The organism is Shewanella sp. SM23, from assembly GCF_025654295.1.
GTDB classification, from domain to species: Bacteria; Pseudomonadota; Gammaproteobacteria; order Enterobacterales; family Shewanellaceae; genus Shewanella; species Shewanella oncorhynchi.
On sequence record NZ_JAKKRM010000004.1, the window covers coordinates 1 to 19,472 of the forward strand.

General features: G+C 46.3%; 17 protein-coding genes. 9 read left to right on the forward strand and 8 right to left on the reverse strand.

The window, feature by feature from the left end; all coding sequences use genetic code 11:
• On the reverse strand, window positions 1–160 hold a 160-nt coding region (locus L5L98_RS06465; protein WP_263139880.1), incomplete at its 3' end, for a transposase family protein.
• Window positions 161–339: 179 nt separating this feature from the next.
• On the opposite strand from L5L98_RS06465, the gene L5L98_RS06470 reads away from it, so the two are divergent.
• The 3 genes from L5L98_RS06470 (at window position 340) to L5L98_RS06480 (ending at window position 4,632) form a co-directional block, all read left to right on the forward strand.
• Window positions 340–3,054 carry a TonB-dependent receptor gene (locus L5L98_RS06470; RefSeq protein WP_263139450.1) on the forward strand — a complete coding sequence of 905 codons (2,715 nt, stop codon included), beginning with the start codon at window positions 340–342 and terminating at the stop codon, window positions 3,052–3,054.
• A gap of 133 nt (window positions 3,055–3,187) precedes the next feature.
• Window positions 3,188–3,853 (forward strand): peptidase, encoded by a 666-nt coding sequence (locus tag L5L98_RS06475; RefSeq protein WP_212599775.1) that lies wholly within the window; start codon window positions 3,188–3,190, stop codon window positions 3,851–3,853.
• Window positions 3,850–4,632, forward strand: a complete 783-nt coding sequence (locus L5L98_RS06480) for a PepSY domain-containing protein (protein ID WP_263139454.1) — start codon at window positions 3,850–3,852, stop codon at window positions 4,630–4,632. The genes L5L98_RS06475 and L5L98_RS06480 overlap by 4 nt, the downstream gene beginning before the upstream one ends.
• Window positions 4,633–4,780: 148 nt before the next feature.
• Here the strand turns inward: L5L98_RS06480 and L5L98_RS06485 are convergent, their stop codons facing one another.
• On the reverse strand, window positions 4,781–5,326 hold the full coding sequence (locus L5L98_RS06485; RefSeq protein ID WP_106651494.1) for a mechanosensitive ion channel family protein: 546 nt from the start codon (window positions 5,324–5,326) through the stop codon (window positions 4,781–4,783).
• 106 nt (window positions 5,327–5,432) lie between these two features.
• On the opposite strand from L5L98_RS06485, the gene L5L98_RS06490 reads away from it, so the two are divergent.
• The 4 genes from L5L98_RS06490 to ahpF all read left to right on the forward strand — a co-directional run bounded on the left by L5L98_RS06490 (window position 5,433) and on the right by ahpF (window position 10,471).
• On the forward strand, window positions 5,433–6,176 hold the full coding sequence (locus tag L5L98_RS06490) for a spermidine synthase (RefSeq protein ID WP_263139459.1): 744 nt from the start codon (window positions 5,433–5,435) through the stop codon (window positions 6,174–6,176).
• 89 nt (window positions 6,177–6,265) lie between these two features.
• Window positions 6,266–7,801, forward strand: a complete 1,536-nt coding sequence (locus L5L98_RS06495) for a leucyl aminopeptidase (RefSeq protein WP_263139461.1) — start codon at window positions 6,266–6,268, stop codon at window positions 7,799–7,801.
• A gap of 364 nt (window positions 7,802–8,165) precedes the next feature.
• The gene (gene ahpC / locus L5L98_RS06500) at window positions 8,166–8,735 is read left to right on the forward strand and encodes an alkyl hydroperoxide reductase subunit C (protein WP_105250080.1); all 570 of its coding nucleotides are present in this window, start codon (window positions 8,166–8,168) and stop codon (window positions 8,733–8,735) included.
• 164 nt (window positions 8,736–8,899) lie between these two features.
• Window positions 8,900–10,471 carry an alkyl hydroperoxide reductase subunit F gene (gene ahpF, locus L5L98_RS06505; protein WP_173246578.1) on the forward strand — a complete coding sequence of 524 codons (1,572 nt, stop codon included), beginning with the start codon at window positions 8,900–8,902 and terminating at the stop codon, window positions 10,469–10,471.
• Window positions 10,472–10,544: 73 nt separating this feature from the next.
• Here ahpF and L5L98_RS06510 read toward each other — a convergent pair whose 3' ends face one another.
• From L5L98_RS06510 to brnQ, 6 genes are all read right to left on the reverse strand, one after another.
• Complete coding sequence (locus L5L98_RS06510) at window positions 10,545–10,985, reverse strand: GNAT family N-acetyltransferase (RefSeq protein WP_263139465.1); 441 nt, start codon at window positions 10,983–10,985, stop codon at window positions 10,545–10,547.
• 34 nt (window positions 10,986–11,019) lie between these two features.
• Window positions 11,020–11,349 carry a hypothetical protein gene (locus tag L5L98_RS06515; RefSeq protein WP_263139467.1) on the reverse strand — a complete coding sequence of 110 codons (330 nt, stop codon included), beginning with the start codon at window positions 11,347–11,349 and terminating at the stop codon, window positions 11,020–11,022.
• A 23-nt stretch (window positions 11,350–11,372) separates the two neighbouring features.
• Complete coding sequence (gene recJ, locus L5L98_RS06520) at window positions 11,373–13,097, reverse strand: single-stranded-DNA-specific exonuclease RecJ (protein WP_198572827.1); 1,725 nt, start codon at window positions 13,095–13,097, stop codon at window positions 11,373–11,375.
• Window positions 13,098–13,191: 94 nt separating this feature from the next.
• Window positions 13,192–13,917, reverse strand: a complete 726-nt coding sequence (gene dsbC / locus L5L98_RS06525) for a bifunctional protein-disulfide isomerase/oxidoreductase DsbC (RefSeq protein WP_105250085.1) — start codon at window positions 13,915–13,917, stop codon at window positions 13,192–13,194.
• A gap of 140 nt (window positions 13,918–14,057) precedes the next feature.
• Window positions 14,058–14,960 carry a site-specific tyrosine recombinase XerD gene (gene xerD / locus L5L98_RS06530; protein ID WP_173497326.1) on the reverse strand — a complete coding sequence of 301 codons (903 nt, stop codon included), beginning with the start codon at window positions 14,958–14,960 and terminating at the stop codon, window positions 14,058–14,060.
• Between the two features lie 120 nt (window positions 14,961–15,080).
• Window positions 15,081–16,493 carry a branched-chain amino acid transport system II carrier protein gene (brnQ, locus tag L5L98_RS06535; RefSeq protein WP_168824874.1) on the reverse strand — a complete coding sequence of 471 codons (1,413 nt, stop codon included), beginning with the start codon at window positions 16,491–16,493 and terminating at the stop codon, window positions 15,081–15,083.
• A 528-nt stretch (window positions 16,494–17,021) separates the two neighbouring features.
• Between brnQ and L5L98_RS06540 the strand changes: the two genes are divergently transcribed.
• Both L5L98_RS06540 and srmB read left to right on the forward strand, forming a co-directional pair.
• Window positions 17,022–17,738: a tRNA1(Val) (adenine(37)-N6)-methyltransferase gene (locus L5L98_RS06540; protein WP_263139470.1), complete on the forward strand. Its 717-nt coding sequence runs from the start codon at window positions 17,022–17,024 to the stop codon at window positions 17,736–17,738.
• A 236-nt stretch (window positions 17,739–17,974) separates the two neighbouring features.
• Entirely contained in the window at window positions 17,975–19,234 is a 1,260-nt protein-coding gene (gene srmB, locus L5L98_RS06545; RefSeq protein ID WP_105250089.1) for an ATP-dependent RNA helicase SrmB, read from the forward strand.
• The last annotated feature ends 238 nt before the right edge of the window (window positions 19,235–19,472 follow it).

Below are 19,472 nucleotides of genomic sequence, written 5' to 3' on the forward strand. Positions count from 1 at the left end.
AAGATAGGTTCTCTTGGCCGAATTCTTCGATAGCTTGCCAGCCATCGCAACCTGAAGCGATAGCGGCTAAAACAAGAAAAATAATATCAACTAAATCATGGTCTAGGTTGATGTGAGAGCGAGGGTCTTCGATGAGTTTCAAGTGTTCAAACAGTGACATTAGGAATAGGTCGTTAGCATAACATGCTTGCTCTGATCCTGTTTAAGCCTAAAAGTTTCCGTTAGTTAACAAAGTATGATCCCGCCCTGGTGTCGCAGGTAGTTGAGTTTTTATTGAGATATCAGCTTAATCCTTTATAAAACATCTCATTATTTAAACAAACCTTTCATAGGCTTATTATGTCCCGCTCTGCAGTAATGACTTCAATTGCAATATCCCTAACAAGTATGGCCACTTTTTCAGGGATAGCAGCCGAAGCCGAAACTGAAGCAATGTTTCCAGCATCTGCAATTAAACCTCAATTATCGACACCAAGCGCTATCGAAAGGATTGCCATTACAGGGAGCCGAATTCAAAGGGAAGAGATGGCTTCCACCGCGCCGATGACCGTTTTTACCGCACAAGATATCGAGAAAACTGGTGCCACCTCAGTTGAAGTATTGCTGCAAAGAATGACGGCCTCTGCGGGGTTTGCGGGTAATCAAACGAATGCCTATTGGACTGAGGGTGGCTATGGTTCAACCCAAGTTAACCTACGCGGATTAGGGGTAAATCGCACACTCGTACTGCTCAATGGTCGACGTATGGTGAACAGTGGCACTGGGGCGAACTCCTCTGTAGATCTTAATACTATTCCCGTTAGCGTGGTTGAACGAATCGAGGTATTAAAAGATGGTGCATCCGCCATTTATGGTGCAGATGCAGTTGCAGGCGTAGTCAATATTATCACTCGGCAACAAATCGATGGAGTTGAGTTTCAAGCGCGAACTGGCATAACCGAGCAAAGTGATGGTGAACAGTACAAGTTCGACCTTGCCCTCGGTCATATCGGTGAGCATGGCAGTGCATATGTGGCGATGAGTTACGATAAAACCCAAGCCGTCGATATGCTGAGTCGCGCACCTTGTCCGCTTGAGGAAGTGAATGGTGAGCTAGTGTGTGGCGGTAGCTCGGCGCTGCCGGGAGGCAGAGGCCATTTCATTGATGCAAATGGCAATCAAATCGGCAATGAATTAATGCTATTGCCAACAGGAAGTGCCCCTTACACCAGTAGCCATAAGGATAATACTTATCAGTATTTTAATGCGGTTCAACCTAACGAGCGAGTCAATCTGTTTGCCTACGGTGAATATGACTTAACGGCGAGCAGCCAAGTGTTTGCTGAGGCTATGTACACTCACCGTAGCTCACAATTACCCGCTACTCCGCAATCGGTGTCAGGTATCGTGATCCCTGCTTGGCATGAATCAAATCCGACCGATGCAGACTTCCTTCTCCAGAGTCGCAGACTGGCAGAAGCTCCCCGACAATTTAATATTCAAGCGGATACTTGGCGCTTAGTGACAGGTTTTAGAGGTGATTTAGACAACGGTTGGCAATGGGATGCTGCCGTTAACTTCGGCAGTAATCGTGGTTCCTATGAAGTGACCAATGTCATTAATAAGGTTCGTCTTGCCGACGCGACAGACTATAGCAATTGTAATATTGATCCCAATGTACCTTGCGCAAACTTTTGGGGAGCTGGCTCACTCACACCTGCAATGCTGGACTATTTTCTGTTTAACATGCGTGATAGCGGCGGTAATGAGCAGTTTAGCCACACAACGAATATCACAGGCGATCTATGGCAGTTACCCGCGGGCATGATGAGTTTTGCCGCAGGACTAGAGCACAGAAACGAGAAAGGATGGAATGATCCTGACCCACTTAAAATCAGTGGTGAAGCAAACACTGCCCAGCAAGAACCGATTGATGGTAATTACACTGCTGACGAAATCTATCTTGAAACCTTATTACCTATTTTAAGCGGCCTGCCCTTTGCCAAGTCGGTCGAATTAACTGCGGCGTTGCGATATTCCTATTTTGATACCTTCGGTGGCGATACCAATTATAAAATTGGGCTACTGTGGGTCGTAAATGACGCAGTGACTCTGCGAGCCACACAATCCACGGCATTCAGAGTACCGAATATTCCTGAGTTGTTTGGCGGTATCGATCAAGGTTCCATGAATACCACGGATCCTTGTAGCGAGTGGGCTAAGCTCGACCCTAGATCGAATCGATACGCTAATTGTTTGGCATCAAACGTGCCAACGAATTATAAGCAAGAAGGCACTATTTTAACCGACCGTGGCGGCAATGCCGAGCTAGAACCAGAAGAGGCCAATACCTTTACTGCCGGTATTGTTTGGGATCTGGGATTTATTGAAGGGCTCAATATCACGCTCGATTACTACAAAATAGAGATTAATAACGCCATTAACTCAGTCAATGGTTCGAGCAAATTAGCCGCCTGTTACGACAGTAAAGGGATGACGCATCCTTTCTGTAGCGACGAGCACTTTGTGCGAGACGCGATGACAGGCAACATCACCTACTTACAGACACAACTGGGCAACGCCGCCAACGAAGTGGTTTCAGGTGTTGATATGGCGATGTTTTACCAGAAAGAGATGGGCAGCGTTGTGACTAATACGACTTGGGAGCTGAGCTATTTAGATCAATACGATCTACAAACCTACGCTGGCGCCCCCGTTGAATCACGAGCTGGCACCATTGGTTATGATGGTAGCTACACCAAATGGCGCTCAAACCTCTATTTTGATATCACGAATGACAATTGGCGCTTTAGCTACAACATTCAATATATCGGCGCGGCGGATGATCAATATGCCAATGCCGGAGATATAGGTGACTCCGTTGATGCGGTCACTTACCATAACGCACAGGTTCATTATCAAATGGACAACAATATAGCCTTAACGGCAGGTATCGATAACCTGTTCGATAAACCAGCGCCATATCATCAAAGCTTTACCGATGGTAATACCAACACTATGACGTACGACCTAATGGGACGTCGTTACTATGTCGGAATGAAATGGGCTCTGTAATGCTTTGGGCTTAAGGGGGTAATCCCCCTAAGCAAGCTGGCTAAATTAATTAAATAAAAAGTGAGTCATCAACTTGAAGCGGGTTAACACACTAAAACGAGTCTCATCAGCACACTTTCTACACCGATGGTTGATGCTATTGCTGGTGCTGCCGATTGGGATCTGGTCAGTCACCGGCAGCTATTTCGTCTTAATGGATCTTGGGTTTATCCGTGGCGATTATATTAAAGTGCAAGACACCCAGCATATCAATCCCAGCCAGATCCAGTACCCAATCGCAGCGGTTTATGCGCGTTTCCCTAAGGCTCAAGCAATCGCGTTAACCTCAATCACTGATACCCTCTATTACCGGATTAAACTGAACGATAAGTCCATTCTCGTGGACGCAGATTCGGGTGAGTTATTGCCTTCGATAACGGAGAAACAAGCCCGAATGATAGCTTCAAACTATCAGCATAACGGGTCTTTACCCTTAGAGGCTAAGCTTGTTAGTGCAACTCTGCTCACCGATATCGCCCCAGCTGAACTAGCGCCGCAATACCTACCAGTTTGGAGAATGGATTTTAACGATAGCGCTGCTACAAGCCTTTACCTATCAGCAACAACGGGAGAGTTAGTCACGCGCAGACATGACTATTGGCGTTTGTTCGATCTCTTTTGGAAATGGCACATTATGGATTACGACGAGGGTGAAGCCATCGACAATCTTCTACTGCTGAGCACGGCTCTAGTCTCCATTGTGGCTGTGTTAGCTGGCTTCGTCTTACTGTGGCAGCGAAGAAGGAGGTATCTGAGATGATGCCGAATCTTAAACTTAAGCCTAAACCTAAGCCTCAAAGTAAACACTTCAAACGCTGGGTCAAAATCGCCCACTATTGGCTCGGTGCCATAGTAAGCATTCAACTGCTACTTTGGCTTGTTACTGGGATCTATTTCAATTTAACGCCCCATGATGAACTCAAGGGAATGGAGTACCAGCTTAGCCATAGTCCTGCACCGCAAAAGCAAGAGTTTGATCCACAAAAGCTCGTGGATATCGCTCCCTTACTGGCTAAGCATACTCAGGTAGAAAGCCTGACATTAATGGCGCTCGCGGGTAAGCCCGTTTATGTACTCGATGCAAAGGTGCAGCGCTATGCACACCAGTGCCAACAGCAAACCTTGATTGATGCCTATACGGGAAATACCTTACTCATTAATAAACAAAGCGCGCAACAACTGGCGCTTGAAAGTTATACCGGGCCAGGGAAAATTACCCAAGTTAAGCAAATATCAGCCCCCATTAGCGAGTGGCCAACCCAGTGCAATTCACTTTGGCAAATAGATATGGATGATGACCTGTCGACGCGAATTTATATCAATACAGTTAATGGCGAATTAATTGGCCATAAAAATGACCACACAGACATCGCCGACTTGATGTTTAAATTGCACTTTATGGATTACCTCAATCAAGGTACTTTTAACAACCCCTTTAGCTGGCTGCTGGGGATACTGACCTTGTTGTTATCCCTATCTGGCCTGTATTGGGTTATTGATAATCTTGTACTCAAGCGCTATCGGTTAAGTCTGAGTTGAATGGCTAGAACGGCAAGAGCTATTTCATTCATCTCATCGTACGCCGCGATGGGTTAATAGACCCTATAAGCCTGCCAAACGACTCAGACACGCCCACGAACGCTCAGCACAGTTTGATAATCAATATAGCGCTGCGCAACTATCCAAACTACTCAGGATCAAACTTCTTTTTGCCTTCGAGTAAGGCCTGACGTTCGGCTAAGGGAGTTTGATCGGCGAGCTTTAACACTGCCTTTTGCAGCATGAGGTTATTGGGATAAGTAATGGTATCGCCATTGTCGCGGTGAATAAGCACATGGAATAAAGCGATTTCGATGATCACGCCGCTAATATCTTCATCCTTATCGACCACCCGAATGCGCTCGCCGATACGGTAAGGAAACACGAAAAAGATCAGCACGCCAGCGGTTAAATTACTCAATATCGACCATTGAGCAACCAATGCTACGCCCATTACTGCAAAGGCGGATGACACAAATAGCGACACATCCTGATAGCCCAGTCCGAGCGAGACCGCCATCAAGGACAGAGTAATAAAAAACATCACATAGGAAATAAAACGGGTCACTAAACTGGTCCGTGCAACACTCACTTGCTTCATTTGCGCGAGTTTTCTAACCCAATGGGTTAAGGCGCGCTGTAAAAAGATAAACACTGCAAGATAAATACAGGCAAGCAGGATTTGATTTGTCATAATAGCGGCTCAATTAACTAAAACTGTCTGAATTCTAACTTTTTTGCGCGAGCAGTTATAGCCCGTGCAAACAAGCCAAACAGCTAAACCGAGTAATTAATCCAATATGGCCGATTCTACCCTCTTACATGAAACCCAAGACGCACTAGGCCCGATTCGTGTAATCGATTACGACGACTCACGGATCCTGTCCTTTGGGGATAACGATGAGCAGAGTAAGATCCTCAAGGCGGCGCCCCATATTCCCCAGCACACTTATGTGCAAGCCATGTTGTTGGTTTTACTGTTTTGTAAGCCCAAGAGCGCTATTGTTTTAGGTTTAGGCGGCGGCTCGATTATTCACTCACTGCGCAATTTCGACGCGGCAATAAAGTTAACAGCGGTGGAATTACGCCCCGCGGTGATTGAGTTAGCTAAGCGCTATTTTCAGCTGCCGATAGGTAAAAAGCTCAATCTTATCAATGATGATGCTATTGCCTTTTTAGCTGCTGGCGATCATAAAAAAGTGGATATAATTTTTGCCGATATTTATACAGCCAAAGGCGTTGAAACAGGGCAGCTTTCGCCAATATTCCTTGAGCAGTGCACTAACCTCATCAAACCCAATGGGTATTTAGTGCTGAACTGCTGGAAAGAACATAGCCAAAATCGCGAGTTGTTAGCCGACTTACAACAACACTTTGCCCATGTGAACGCTTGTCTCACAGGCGGCGGGAATTGGGTGATTTTTGCGAGCCAATCGCCACAGCTTTTAGGCACCTCGGCCCTTAAAAGTAGTGCTCAATCTTTATCGCAACAATTGGGTTTTGCCCTTGATCGATCATTGACACGCTTTGGGCCTTGGATTTAATACTAATATCAGCAAAATAGCGTAAATTAGTTAACCCTAAGGCTGAGCTTTGATATTCTTCTCACACTTCCATGATATGAGCTGTCACCATGAAAAATAATAATAAATTTATGTTAAGCGTTATGGCTCTGGCGTGCCTTAACTCTCTCAATGCTAACGCCGAAAGTTTTAGTTTTGACACTCGTAGCTCACTGAATTCAGATACATTAGTGCTATTCCAAAGCGCTGATTCTACTACCTATGGGATCGACTTTTTACCTCAGTCGACCCAAGATCAATTAAACCTAGCAACGGCGGATAATATTTTTTCCGGCAAACGGGGGGAAATCCTCGAGATTTTGGTACCCAGCGAAATTGATGCTAAACGGGTCTTACTGGTCGGCATTGGCGATGCAAAAAACTTAACGCCCGGCGACATAAATACAATCGGTGGCAATGTTGCGGCTAAACTCGATACGGTTCCCCAAGCCACAGTGCGTGTACTCACCCAAGGCTTAACTGCCGCGCCGCTATTTGCCTCTGAGCTTGCACACGGAATTGAACTACGCAGTTATCGCTACACTCAGTTCAAAGCGAGCCCCCGTGCCGAGAAGAATTACCAAATCGCTGTCGATGATTTAAGTCGCAACCAAAAACACCATAAAAATCTGCAAGCGGTTGAAGCGGGTGTGTTTTTAGCGCGCGATCTGACAAACGCACCTGCAGACATTATGTATCCCGACAGCTTTGCTAACGAAGCCAGAAAACTCAAATCCCTCGGCGTTAAAGTCACGGTATTAGAAGCCAAAGATATCGAACGTCTACAACTGGGCGCCTTAGCTGCTGTAGGTAAAGGCAGCAAGCGCCCACCTAAGTTAGTGGTCGCCCATTGGCCTGGTAGCAAAGACGCGCCAATCGCACTGGTCGGTAAAGGCATCACCTTCGACTCGGGTGGTTACAATATTAAGGCGACAGGTACTTCAATCGCGCGGATGAAGTCAGATATGGCAGGTGCAGCCACAGTGCTTGGCACTATAAAAGCTATGGCGATTCAAAAAGCGCCTGTCAACGTAGTGGCGATTATGCCAATGGCGGAGAACATGGTATCGGGTCATGCAATGATCCCAGGTGATGTGATTAAAACCGCCCAAGGTCTCACCGTTGAAGTGCTCAACACCGATGCCGAAGGTCGCCTAGTGCTGGCCGATGGCCTCTGGTATGCCAGAGAAAATTATAAGCCATCTGTGATTATCGATGTTGCGACACTGACAGGCTCAAAAGTGAGTGCATTAGGCAATGTTTACGCAGGCTTGTTTACCGATTCTGAGCCTTTAGTGCAGCAGCTAACTTATGCAGGTCAACAGGTTGGCGAAAAAGTCTGGCGCTTACCGTTAGATCAAGCCTATGCGGATGAGCTTAAATCCACTATCGCGGATCTCACAAACACAGGTAAAGAAGGCAGCGCGGGTGCTTCCTCTGCGGCCATGTTCTTAAAACGCTTTGCGGGCGAACAGCCTTGGGCACATTTGGATATCGCGGGCAATGCCTTAACCGCCACTGATACCGCTGTTGTGCCTGCGGGTGCAACAGGTTACGGCGTGCGCTTACTCAGCACTTGGTTAACTCAACCCAAAGCACAGAACTAGAACCTAGAACCTAGAACCTAGAACCTAGAACCTCAGTATCTTGTTTTAATTGTATTTACACTTTAAGGGATATCATTGATATCCCTTTTTTATGCTCGAAATTTATCTTATCTCAATCACCAAAGACCAAAGACCAGCAGGCTAAACCCAAACTACACCCAGTCACGCCAAACCCGCAGCCGTCGCAGAAAAACCGATTGAGCCCGACCTAATCGCATCGTAATTCGACTAAACCGATTAAGATAATAGTTTTTATCCGTTATCTTAATTTTAATCGAGTCGGTAATATGCTTCACATCGACAGGACGCAAGCAAATGTCCTCGTTATGAACTTAAGCCATCATCAACTCAATGGAAGCATAAAATGACTCAATCAATTATCAACAGCACAATCAAACCATTCAAAGCCACTGCATTCCACAATGGTGAGTTCGTTCCAGTAACTGAACAAGACCTGTTAGGTAAGTGGTCAGTCGTATTCTTCTACCCAGCAGATTTTACCTTTGTTTGCCCAACTGAATTAGGCGACATGGCTGATCACTACGAAAAACTGCAAGGAATGGGTGTTGAAGTTTACTCAGTATCAACTGACACTCACTTCACTCACAAAGCATGGCATGACACGTCAGACACCATCAAGAAGATCAACTTCCCAATGCTGGCTGACCCAACAGGCACCATCAGCCGTAACTTCGGCGTGATGATTGAAGAAGACGGTTTAGCACTGCGTGGTACTTTCGTGATTAACCCAGAAGGCCAAATCAAGGTCAGCGAAGTTCACGATTTAGGCATCGGCCGTAGCGCTCAAGAGCTAGTTCGTAAAATTCAAGCAGCTCAATATGTTGCTACTCACGATGGTGAAGTTTGCCCAGCTAAATGGCAACCAGGTGACGAAACATTAGCACCGTCTTTAGACCTCGTTGGCAAAATCTAATTTAGTCTGCAAAGCGTCAACCCCGCCAGTCTAGCGTCCCAAGCTGATTGGCGTTACAGCCGACACAGTTGTAGCGCCACGCAGCAAAGGATTAAGCCCGCCCCTGCAAGGGCCTAGACTGGCCCCCTTACCTTCTCCCTTTTAAGCGATTTTGGAGTCATCACATGTTAGATGCGAATTTAAAAAATCAACTGCAAACCTATCTGCAAAACCTCAAGAGACCAGTTGAACTTGTCGTGTCTGCAGATGAAAGTAGAAAGTCTCAAGAATTAAAAAGCTTAGCGCAAGACATTGTCAGCCTATCTTCTCTGGTGAGCCTGAAAGAAGTTCAGGGCGAACGCATCCCGGCGATGACAGTGATTAACCCAGAGCTTAATACGCAAATCAGCTTTGCTGGTCTGCCTATGGGTCACGAATTTACCTCACTCGTGCTGGCATTACTGCACACGGGTGGACACCCAATCAAACTCAGCGATGATATTATTGAGCAGATCCGCAATCTGCCAGGCAAATATGCCTTTGAAACTTACGTCTCACTGACCTGCCAAAACTGCCCAGACGTAGTACAGGCACTGAACATGATGGCGGCCATTAACCCGAATATCACCAACGTGATGATCGACGGTGCCCTGTTCCAAGAAGAAGTAACCAGCAAAAACATTATGGCTGTGCCTTCTGTCTACTTAAATGGCGAAGTGTTTGCAGCTGGCCGTATCAGCATTGGCGAGATTTTAAATAAGTTGGATACCAATGCCGCAAGCCGTAAGGCCGATGAAATTAATGAAAAAGCGCCATTCGAAGTCTTAGTCGTCGGCGGCGGCCCAGCCGGCGCAGCAGCCGCTATTTATGCAGCACGTAAAGGACTTCGCACCGGTATTGTTGCCGACAAGTTTGGCGGACAAGTCGCTGAAACCGTCGGTATCGAGAACTTTATTTCGGTCAAAGCGACCGAAGGTCCAAAACTAGTAGCAAACCTTGAAGCCCATGTAAGAGACTACGAAGTCGACATCATGGACAACCAAAAAGCTGTGTCGTTAGGCACCGATGGCTTGTTCGAGCTTGAACTGGCAAGCGGCGCGAAATTACGTAGCCGTACCGTATTGTTAGCCACAGGTGCCCGCTGGCGTGAAATGAACGTCCCCGGCGAGAAAGAATACCGCGGCAAAGGCGTCGCATACTGCCCACATTGTGATGGCCCGTTATTTAAGGGCAAGCGTGTGGCGGTGATCGGCGGCGGTAACTCAGGTATCGAAGCGGCTATAGATCTTGCGAACATAGTAGAACATGTGACTGTGCTGGAATTTGATAAAACCCTGCGCGCCGACGATGTACTGCAACGTAAAGCGGCTTCTATGGGTAACATTAAAATCATTACCCAAGCCATGACCACTGAAGTGACTGGCGATGGTACTCGGGTTAATGGCCTGAACTACACTGACAGAGCCACTGGCGAGAGTCACCATGTCGCACTTGCAGGTATCTTTGTGCAGATTGGGCTAGTACCGAATGCGGAATGGTTGAAGGGCACGATCGATTTAACCCCAAGGGGCGAGATCATAGTCGATGAGCGCGGACAAACCTCAGTCCCAGGTATTTTTGCCGCAGGTGATGTCACTAACTCACCCTTCAAGCAAATTATCATTGCCATGGGCAGCGGCGCGACCGCATCACTGGGCGCATTTGATTACTTAATTCGCCACAGCGATGAAGAGACCGCCGCGACCAAAGCCGCTTAAGGCTTAACTCATCAACAGACATCAAAGCTAACGCAAAAAAATAGCCAGCATTTGCTGGCTATTTTTTTTGATGTTAACTAAGGCATTGATAAGGCTTAGCAGGCCTAATTTGCATGAGCATTTCAGGGGTATCGACCGCTTTAAATCCAAACTGGGCGTAGAGTCCATGGGCATCGCGGGTGGCTAACATTATCCGTCTTAAACCTTGTAATTCAGGATGTTCAAGAATCGCTGTTATCATCAACTTGCTTAAACCTAAGCCGCGGTGCGACTCAAGTACAAACACATCGGCAAGATAGGCAAAAGTGGCTTTATCTGTAATTAAGCGGCCAAAAGCCACTTGTTGATTATCCTTATCAAATACCCCAAAACACAGGCTATTGGCTAACGCTTTTTGTAGCAGCACCTTTGGCATGCCCTGCGCCCAATAGCTATTACTAATAAAGCCATGGATAACCTCAAGATTCATTTCAGCCTGATCTGTACTGACTCTGTATCCTGTTTCCTGCTGCATTTTCCTTTCTCCGAAATTTTTCGTTAACGTCAGTTCAGGTGTTATTGGCACTCATGAATATCATAAATGCCATCGCTAATAACACCACTTTAGCTAACGAATACAAAGCCCCCGCTAAAGTGCCACCGCCATTATAACTAAAGGCTAAGTGGCGATTGATTTCATACTTAAAGGATTTAGCTAAATAACGGTAAGCGAGAAAGTAAAACAAGGAGGCTGCTGGCCAAATCCCCATAAGCAGCATTTGCCCCTGAGCCTTAGTAGTGAGTAAGGTTGAGATAAACGGTACACTTAAGCAGACAACATATATCCAAGCAAAACGCTTAAGTAGCTGGCGAATTTTTTTATCGGATAATGATTTCAACTTCACTCCTTGTCATCAGAAGCTTACATAGCTTCGATTTGCTCAATCATAAGTTGCAGCGAAAAATTGCCGCGATACTCATTCACATCGAGTTTATACACAATACGGGCATGATTAATCGTCGCATCTGGCCAAGTGTGCAAATCCACATTAAAGGCAATGGCATCGAGCATCACAGTGCCGCATTGGGTTTCGAGTACGAGCTTAAGGTGGCGCTCACCGACAAGACGTTGTTGCACTATCGTAAAGTAACCATCGAATAACGGCTCTTCGAAAGCTTGTCCCCAAGGCCCCGCATTGCGCAGTAACTGAGCCATTTCAAGATTCAACTCTGCGGGAGTGAGTTCGCCATCGGACCAAAGCTCACCCGTTAACAACTCAGGTTTAAGCTGCTCACGCACCGCATCATCATAGGCTTTGGCAAATGTCGCAAAACTGCCCGCTTTGAGCGATAAACCCGCCGCCATTGCATGACCACCAAATTTGATAATCAGTCCCGGATGGCGAGTGTTCACTAACTCCAATAAGTCGCGCATATGCAAGCCTTTGATCGAACGCGCCGAGCCTTTAATTTCACCATTGCCCGCATCGGCAAAGGCAATCACGGGTCTATGGTATTTGTCTTTAATGCGCGAGGCCAAAATCCCGATCACGCCTTGATGCCAATCCTCTTGAAATAAAGCAATCCCCCAAGGTAACTCGGCTTCGTTAAGCTTTAAGTGCTCTAGGCTTTTTAAGGCTTCCTGCTGCATGCCGACTTCCAGCTCACGGCGTTCTTGATTCAATCCGTCAAGCTCTGCCGCCATGCGCCGCGCATACATCATGTCTTCGCAGAGTAAGGTTTCAACCCCAAGTGCCATTTCATCTAGTCGCCCTGCGGCATTCAGTCTTGGGCCGACGGCAAAACCAAAGTCAGATGCGACAATGCGCGCCGGATTTCGCTTCGCCACTTCAAGCAACGCAGTAATCCCTACACGGCAACGCCCGGCTCGCACGCGCTGTAAACCTGCTTCAACCAAAATACGATTATTGGCATCGAGTGACACCACATCGGCAACGGTGCCAAGGGCAACGATATCGAGTAATGTGCCTAAATTAGGCTCAGAAATACCATGGGTTTGATACCAGTTTCGCGTCCGTAATTCAGCCCTTAATGCGGTCATCAAATAAAAGGCCACGCCGACACCCGCTATCGATTTACTGGCAAATGGACAGCCCGGTTGGTTAGGGTTCACTATCGCATCGGCAGCGGGTAACTCATGGCCGGGTAAATGATGGTCGGTAATCACCACTTGCATACCAAAGGCTTTGGCCGCCGCAACACCGTCAATTGATGAAATACCATTATCAACTGTGATGAGTAGCTCAGCCTGTTTGGAAGCCGCAACTGCAACAATTTCAGGGCTTAAGCCGTAGCCGTAATCGAAGCGATTGGGGATCAAATAATCCACTCTCACCGAGCCCATCATCCGCAGCGCCAACATACACACACTGGTCGATGTGGCGCCGTCTGCGTCAAAGTCACCCACGATCAAAATCGACTTATTAGCCTGCATTGCATCGGCGATAAGCGCCGCGGCTTCGGGCAACCCTTTCATGGTTTCAGGTCTTAATAGACCCTTAAGGACAAGCTCGCATTCGTGGGTTAGCGCACCACGGCGAGCGTAAAGCTGTTTCAATAGCGGCGAAAGATGAGCGGGTAAATGGCTATCATCAACGGTTGGGCGACGGACTATCTTATGGATCAAGGGACTCAAACTCTCATGAAATCGTGGCAATAAGATAACAAAAAGGTGAGCCTTAAGCTCACCTTTCGTGGGATAAATTTTACATTTTAGGCTGTTACTGACGTGCCTCTAAGGTGCGTAATAAGTCTTCAGGCGGTTGATAACCAGGGATCATATTGCCATCTTCTAATACGATTGCAGGCGTACCATTAACACCAAAGGTTGTACCTAAAGCATATTGCTCAGCAATTTTAGCATCACATGTTGCCGCGGCAACTTTGCTGCCCGCTTTAGCATCAGTCATGGCTTTTAATGGATCTTTAGCACACCAGATAGCTTGCATCTCATCGGCATTAGCTGACGGCACACCCGCGCGCGGGAAGGCTAAGTAACGCACTGTAATACCAAGTTTATTGTAGTCAGACATTTGGCTATGCAATTTACGGCAATAACCACAGCTAACATCGGTAAATACAGTGACCACGTGTTTTTCGTTTTTCGCTTTATAGACAAGCATATTCTCTTCAAGCGGCTTCATCATTTCTAAACGCGGACCCGCTAATGCGGCTTCGGTTAAGTTTTTCATGCCCTTATCGATATCATACACACTACCGTGGAATAGTTTTGAACCATCACGGCTAATATAGAGCACGCCGCGGTTGGTCATGGCTTGATACAAGCCCTCAATTGGTGAGTCCTGCATAGAAATGACTTCAACATCTAACATCTCACCGAGTTTTTGCTTAATCGCAGCGGTATCGGGAGACGTCGCAGTGGCAGCGCTGGCAAGTGGTGCAACTAGGAGGGCAAAAACTAAGGATAATGCTGGGGTCAACTTCATGGGACATCCTATAAATTGTGTCGCTACAACGAGATATTGGGGCCGTTCTAACTCGAGATATTCAATAGACCCTGTATAGGGGCAAAAAGTTACAGACAAGCCGCGCGGAAAGCAAATTTATGCTGTAACTAAATCCTTTTTTAGCCTCTAGGATGATGCTGTTGATGCAATTCCTGCAATCTTGCCCGTGCTACATGGGTATAAATCTGTGTCGTCGATAAGTCGCTGTGACCTAATAACAGTTGGACAACCCGCAGATCGGCACCGTGATTGAGCAAATGAGTGGCAAAAGCATGGCGTAAAGTGTGCGGTGATAATGCAGTTTCAATCCCCGCACGCAGAGCATAAAGTTTAATCCGATGCCAAAAAGTTTGCCGCGTCATCATCTGTCCGCGTTTCGACGGAAATACCACATCAGATTGTTTATTACCGAGCAACTCTTGGCGAGCAAATTTCATGTAGCCCTCCACTTCGGTAATAGCCAATTCCCCCAGCGGCACAAGACGCTCTTTGCCACCCTTGCCCACAATACGTACTAAGCCTTGGCGCAAACTCATTTGCTCCATGGTCAAGCCGACAAGTTCACTCACCCTGAGGCCAGTTGCATACAAAAGCTCTAGCATTGCCTTGTCACGGCATTCGACGGCATCATCCACATTGGGCTCAGACAGTAAACGGTCAACCTGCGACTCACTCAGAGAATCCGGCAAATGGCGCGTTAACTTAGGTGACTCTACTAAGGCCATAGGATCAGCTGAAATCTGCTTGGTCTGCACCAGATAAGTATAAAAACGCCGTAAACTGCTGAGCAGTCGAGCGCTACTGGTACGCGCAAAATTCTGCTCAACTCTAAAGGCCAGATATGCCCTAACATCGGTCTGAGAAACCGCGAGTAACGTCACTCCTTGCTGACCTTGATAACGATCAAAATGGCGTAAATCGGTACGATAGGCCGATAGCGTGTTATCACTCAATCCCTTGCTTGACCAAAGATCATCAAGAAAAGCATCGATAAGTGGATCTGGCATATAAGTTTTAGGCACAAATACTCCATAAAAAAACGGCGTAATCAAATGATACGCCGTTGATATTAATTTAAATATGTCTAAGCCTGCATAAGCTTAACTGAGTTAAGCATAAAGACGAGAACTCAAATGCAAAGCCTAGGCTGCAGCCGTTTGACCACGGCCACGACCGAATACTAAACACAGTGCAATCGTCGCAATGGTCGGCAATAACCAAGCCATACCTTCTTCATAGAGTGGCAGCTTAGATAACACTGGAGACATAACATTCACTATATGGATAAAAACCTGTGCTAAGCCATTCATGGCTTGACCATCAGCGTCAGTCAAACTTTTCGCTGCCACTTTAAGACCATCGAAGATGCCGAAAAACAGTGCCACGCTCAGTACTGCACGATGTGCAAACTGTGGATTCGCAAAATAAGCGGTCAGGAAAGTCACAACCACAAGAGCAATAGCCACAGGATAAATCGTCATTAATACGGGAATACTAATAGCAATCAACTGACTTAGGCCCACGTTCGCAATCACAGCGCATATCAAGCTTAAAAAGATCACGAGGAAACGGTAAGACAGTTTAGGCATTAGCTCATTAAAGAACTCAGAACACGCACTCACCAGTCCAACCGCAGTGGTCAAACAAGCTAAAGTCACGACTGATGACAACAAGACTGAGCCTAGTTCCCCAAACTCGCGGGTCACGTAATTTGTTAATATTTCGCCGCCATTTTTAGTGCCGATAGCGATGTCGCCGGCGGTTGCACCTAAAAAGAACAAGGACACATACACAAAAGTTAAACCAGCGGCGGCGATAAAGGCTGCACGAATGAGATACTTAGTTTGATCGCTGGGTTGGTCAATGCCCTTTTTACGCAGGATATCAATAATCAACATACCAAACATCAAGGATGCTAACGTATCCATAGTGTTATAGCCTTCCAAAATACCTTTGGTCAGCGGATGCTGTTGGTAATCCCCCACAGCTTGGCCTACTTCGGATGCAGGTAAAAACAGCACTGAAACGGCTAATCCGACCAACAAAATCAATAAAATAGGCGTTAATACTTTACCTACGCTATCGAGCAACTTACCAGGGAAAAGCGCCAGCAACATAGTGACAGCGAAGAAACCTAATGTGTATAGCAGTTGCGTCAGGTTTAATTCTAAACTGCCCAGCAAAAACGTTGCCGTGGTGTCATCGATAAATGGCTTAGCGCCAATCTCGTAAGCCACTAATCCCGTACGCGGCGCAGCAAAAGCAGGGCCGATAATAATGTAAATCGCGACGGCCAATGTCGTTGCTGCAAATACTGGCAGCATAGCCATAACCTTACCTTGAGCCTTAGCGACAGCAATCAGTCCAACTAAAGGTAAACCTACGGCGGTAATCAAAAAACCCAACATGGCGAGGGGCATATTTTCGCCCGCTAACATACCCGCGAATGGTGGAAAAATTAGGTTTCCCGCACCTAAAAAGAACGCAAAGGTCATAAAACCTAAGCCCAATGTATCTCCGATACTCATCTGATTGTCTTGCACTGGAAGCCCCATCTTGTCTTATTGTTTTTTTACAAACTTAAGTGATTATGTGTCGATTAGCCATAGCTAAAACAAAGCCCATCCGGAGTGCAAATCTATGTTTACACAATTCCGTGGTAAATATGTTCGATATCTGCCGAGTTTATAAACGATGGCGAACGTTTATGTAGCCTAACTGACGACTAATTCACCAACAAACTCGTTTACCTATCCGTTAATCTTAAAAGTGATTAAAAATGGGGGCGAAACTAATACCAGACTTAAAGCATCAATACAAGACAACAAGTCCGTTCAGGCAAAAAAAGCTAAATAATGCTAATTAACTGCTAATAAAAGGTTTCTAAGGCAATAAATTAAAGCGTTAATTAAGTGAAATCAGTATTACCACGTAAAATAGTAAATGATTTGGCGACACAAATTCATACAGCTAGGACAGATGCGACTGTTTAAAAACATTAGCTAAAAACGAGGGCTAGAATTAGAATATTGCGCGCCCAATATTGGGCCTAAATCACTTTAGAACGGCAAAATTAACTCCCCATGGCATTCACTTTTAAACAATTTCATATCGATGACATGAATTGCGGCATGGCCGTAGGCACAGACAGCGTCGTCCTTGGGGCATGGGCACAACTGACCACCGCGAAATCAATCTTAGATATAGGCGCAGGCAGCGGCTTACTCAGTTTAATGGCCGCTCAGCGCAGTCAAGCACATATCACCAGTGTCGAATTAGACACCAATGCCGCCCACGCTTGCCAACATAACTTCCACAATAGTCCTTGGGCTAATCGACTGACCTTAGTCAATAGCAGCATCCAAGATTTTTGCCAACAAACTGAGTATCAAGGGTATTTTGATCATATAATTTGTAATCCCCCCTATTTTGAGCAAGGCACGCAAGCGATACAATCCCAGCGCGCTATGGCCCGCCACACAGATAGCTTAAGCTTTACCGCACTACTCGATGCCATTCATGTGTGCCTAGCACCGCAAGGAAAGGCAAGTCTCATATTACCAATGCAGAGTATGGTGCGTTTCGACGAAATATTAACGCACTCTCAGCTCAATTTGATTGAAATAACCAACCTTATCAGCATTGTAGGGAAAAGCGCTAATCGAGTACTCTGCGTACTCGCCCACAAGACTCATCCACAAATGGCTCCAAAGCTCAGTGATATCACTATTCGTGAAAGTTCAGGCCAATACACACAAACCATGGTGCAATTGGTTCGAGATTTTTACCTTAAATACTGATATCGAGTCCAATCCTGACACATTAAGTAAAGCTCGCTAAGTTTGGCAAATTTAACGAAAGGTCCAATTTCTCACAAATTAAATGCTAATACATTGACCTAAAAGTAATTAACTTATGCCAATTACCATAAAACTTTACTGACACAGAAGATAAACACAGGAGATCTAGATAAGTTATTTAAGTTAACCGCCATAACCTTTATAATGCTTCGCTATTATCCGTCGAGACGCTGCGCATGCAATTTGAAGATTTCCAGCTTGACCCTAGCTTATTAGAGTCGCTTAATGCCATGGGGCATCATTCACCCACTACGATTCAGCAAGAAACGATTCCTTACGCCTTAGAGCAAAGAGATATTCTTGCGCGCGCCCCGACAGGAACAGGTAAAACAGCGAGCTTTTTACTGCCATCGCTACAACATTTGATCGACTTCCCCCGTCGTTTTGCGGGACAAGCAAGGGTGCTAATCCTCACCCCAACCCGTGAGTTAGCTAGCCAAATCCACCGTTATGCGAGTCACCTAGCCACGGGCCAAGGTTTAGATATTGCTATCGTTACTGGTGGCGTTCCTTATGGACCACAGGAAGAGGCCTTAGCAGGCAACGTCGATATTCTGGTCGCGACCCCAGGCCGCCTGATGGAATATTTAGACAAAGGCAATTTCAACGCCCAAGAAGTCGATATCTTAATTATCGACGAAGCCGATCGCATGTTAGACATGGGCTTCTCTTCTGTGGTGCAAGCCATTGCTATTGAGGCCCAAGGCCGCAAACAGAACATGCTGTTTTCTGCCACCTTAGAAGGCGGCGGTGTACAACGTTTTGCCCGTGAAGTGTTAAACGACCCGATTGAAATCGATGTTGAAGCCCCTCGCAGTGAAAAAGCCAAGATCCACCAATGGATCCACTTAGCCGATGATAAAGAGCATAAATTTGCGCTGTTGTGTCATCTGCTACGCCAAGAGGATGTCAAACGGACTATCGTATTTGTGAAAACCCGCGACATCGTTTCTAGCCTAGAAGGCCAGTTACTTAAAGTCGGTATTCCCTGCGCCTTTATGCGTGGCGATATGGAACAGAAGAAACGCTTCCAAGCCTTGAGTCGCTTTACTAAAGGTGAAGTCAATGTCTTGTTGGCGACCGATGTGGCTGCACGCGGTATCGATATCGACGATATCACCCATGTGATCAACTTCGATATGCCACGTTCTGCCGACACTTATATCCACCGCATTGGCCGTACTGGCCGCGCTGGCGCAAAAGGTACCGCGATTTCGCTTGCCGAAGCCCACGACATGCGTATCGTCGGTAAAATCGAGCGTTATATCGAGCAACCGTTGAAACGCCGCGTGATCGAAGAGCTGCGTCCAAAGAATAAAGAAGCGCGCACACCGGGTAAGAAAAAAGCCAAAGTGAAAGCGAAAGAAGCTGCGAAGAAAACGAGCAAGAAAGAAGCGGCAAAGAAAGCGAGTAAAATCGCCCGTAAGAAAAAGTAACACCCGCTTAAATTCACCAAACTAAAGCCGCTATATGCGGCTTTTTTATTACCAAAATATAACTTACGTGGGTGATTTTACTAAAAATATCATGTTACGCTTAATTATATAGAATGAAATGCGGCGGATTTAGAGCGGTTAACCCCAATGCGTATTCATTCTTATTTCAATATATTCCAATCACCTAACTGAACCTTTCATCACCTTTCTGCTCTAATTTTCGCCCAAATATCGATGC

Bases quoted from the DNA above. Each gene is read 5' to 3' on its own strand.
- L5L98_RS06470 (WP_263139450.1), top strand. From the start codon at position 340: ATGTCCCGCTCTGCAGTAATGACTTCAATTGCAATATCCCTAACAAGT.
- L5L98_RS06475 (WP_212599775.1), top strand. From the start codon at position 3,188: ATGCTATTGCTGGTGCTGCCGATTGGGATCTGGTCAGTCACCGGCAGC.
- L5L98_RS06480 (WP_263139454.1), top strand. From the start codon at position 3,850: ATGATGCCGAATCTTAAACTTAAGCCTAAACCTAAGCCTCAAAGTAAA.
- L5L98_RS06485 (WP_106651494.1), bottom strand. From the start codon at position 5,326: ATGACAAATCAAATCCTGCTTGCCTGTATTTATCTTGCAGTGTTTATC.
- L5L98_RS06490 (WP_263139459.1), top strand. From the start codon at position 5,433: ATGGCCGATTCTACCCTCTTACATGAAACCCAAGACGCACTAGGCCCG.
- L5L98_RS06495 (WP_263139461.1), top strand. From the start codon at position 6,266: ATGAAAAATAATAATAAATTTATGTTAAGCGTTATGGCTCTGGCGTGC.
- ahpC (WP_105250080.1), top strand. From the start codon at position 8,166: ATGACTCAATCAATTATCAACAGCACAATCAAACCATTCAAAGCCACT.
- ahpF (WP_173246578.1), top strand. From the start codon at position 8,900: ATGTTAGATGCGAATTTAAAAAATCAACTGCAAACCTATCTGCAAAAC.
- L5L98_RS06510 (WP_263139465.1), bottom strand. From the start codon at position 10,985: ATGCAGCAGGAAACAGGATACAGAGTCAGTACAGATCAGGCTGAAATG.
- dsbC (WP_105250085.1), bottom strand. From the start codon at position 13,917: ATGAAGTTGACCCCAGCATTATCCTTAGTTTTTGCCCTCCTAGTTGCA.
- brnQ (WP_168824874.1), bottom strand. From the start codon at position 16,493: ATGGGGCTTCCAGTGCAAGACAATCAGATGAGTATCGGAGATACATTG.
- L5L98_RS06540 (WP_263139470.1), top strand. From the start codon at position 17,022: ATGGCATTCACTTTTAAACAATTTCATATCGATGACATGAATTGCGGC.
- srmB (WP_105250089.1), top strand. From the start codon at position 17,975: ATGCAATTTGAAGATTTCCAGCTTGACCCTAGCTTATTAGAGTCGCTT.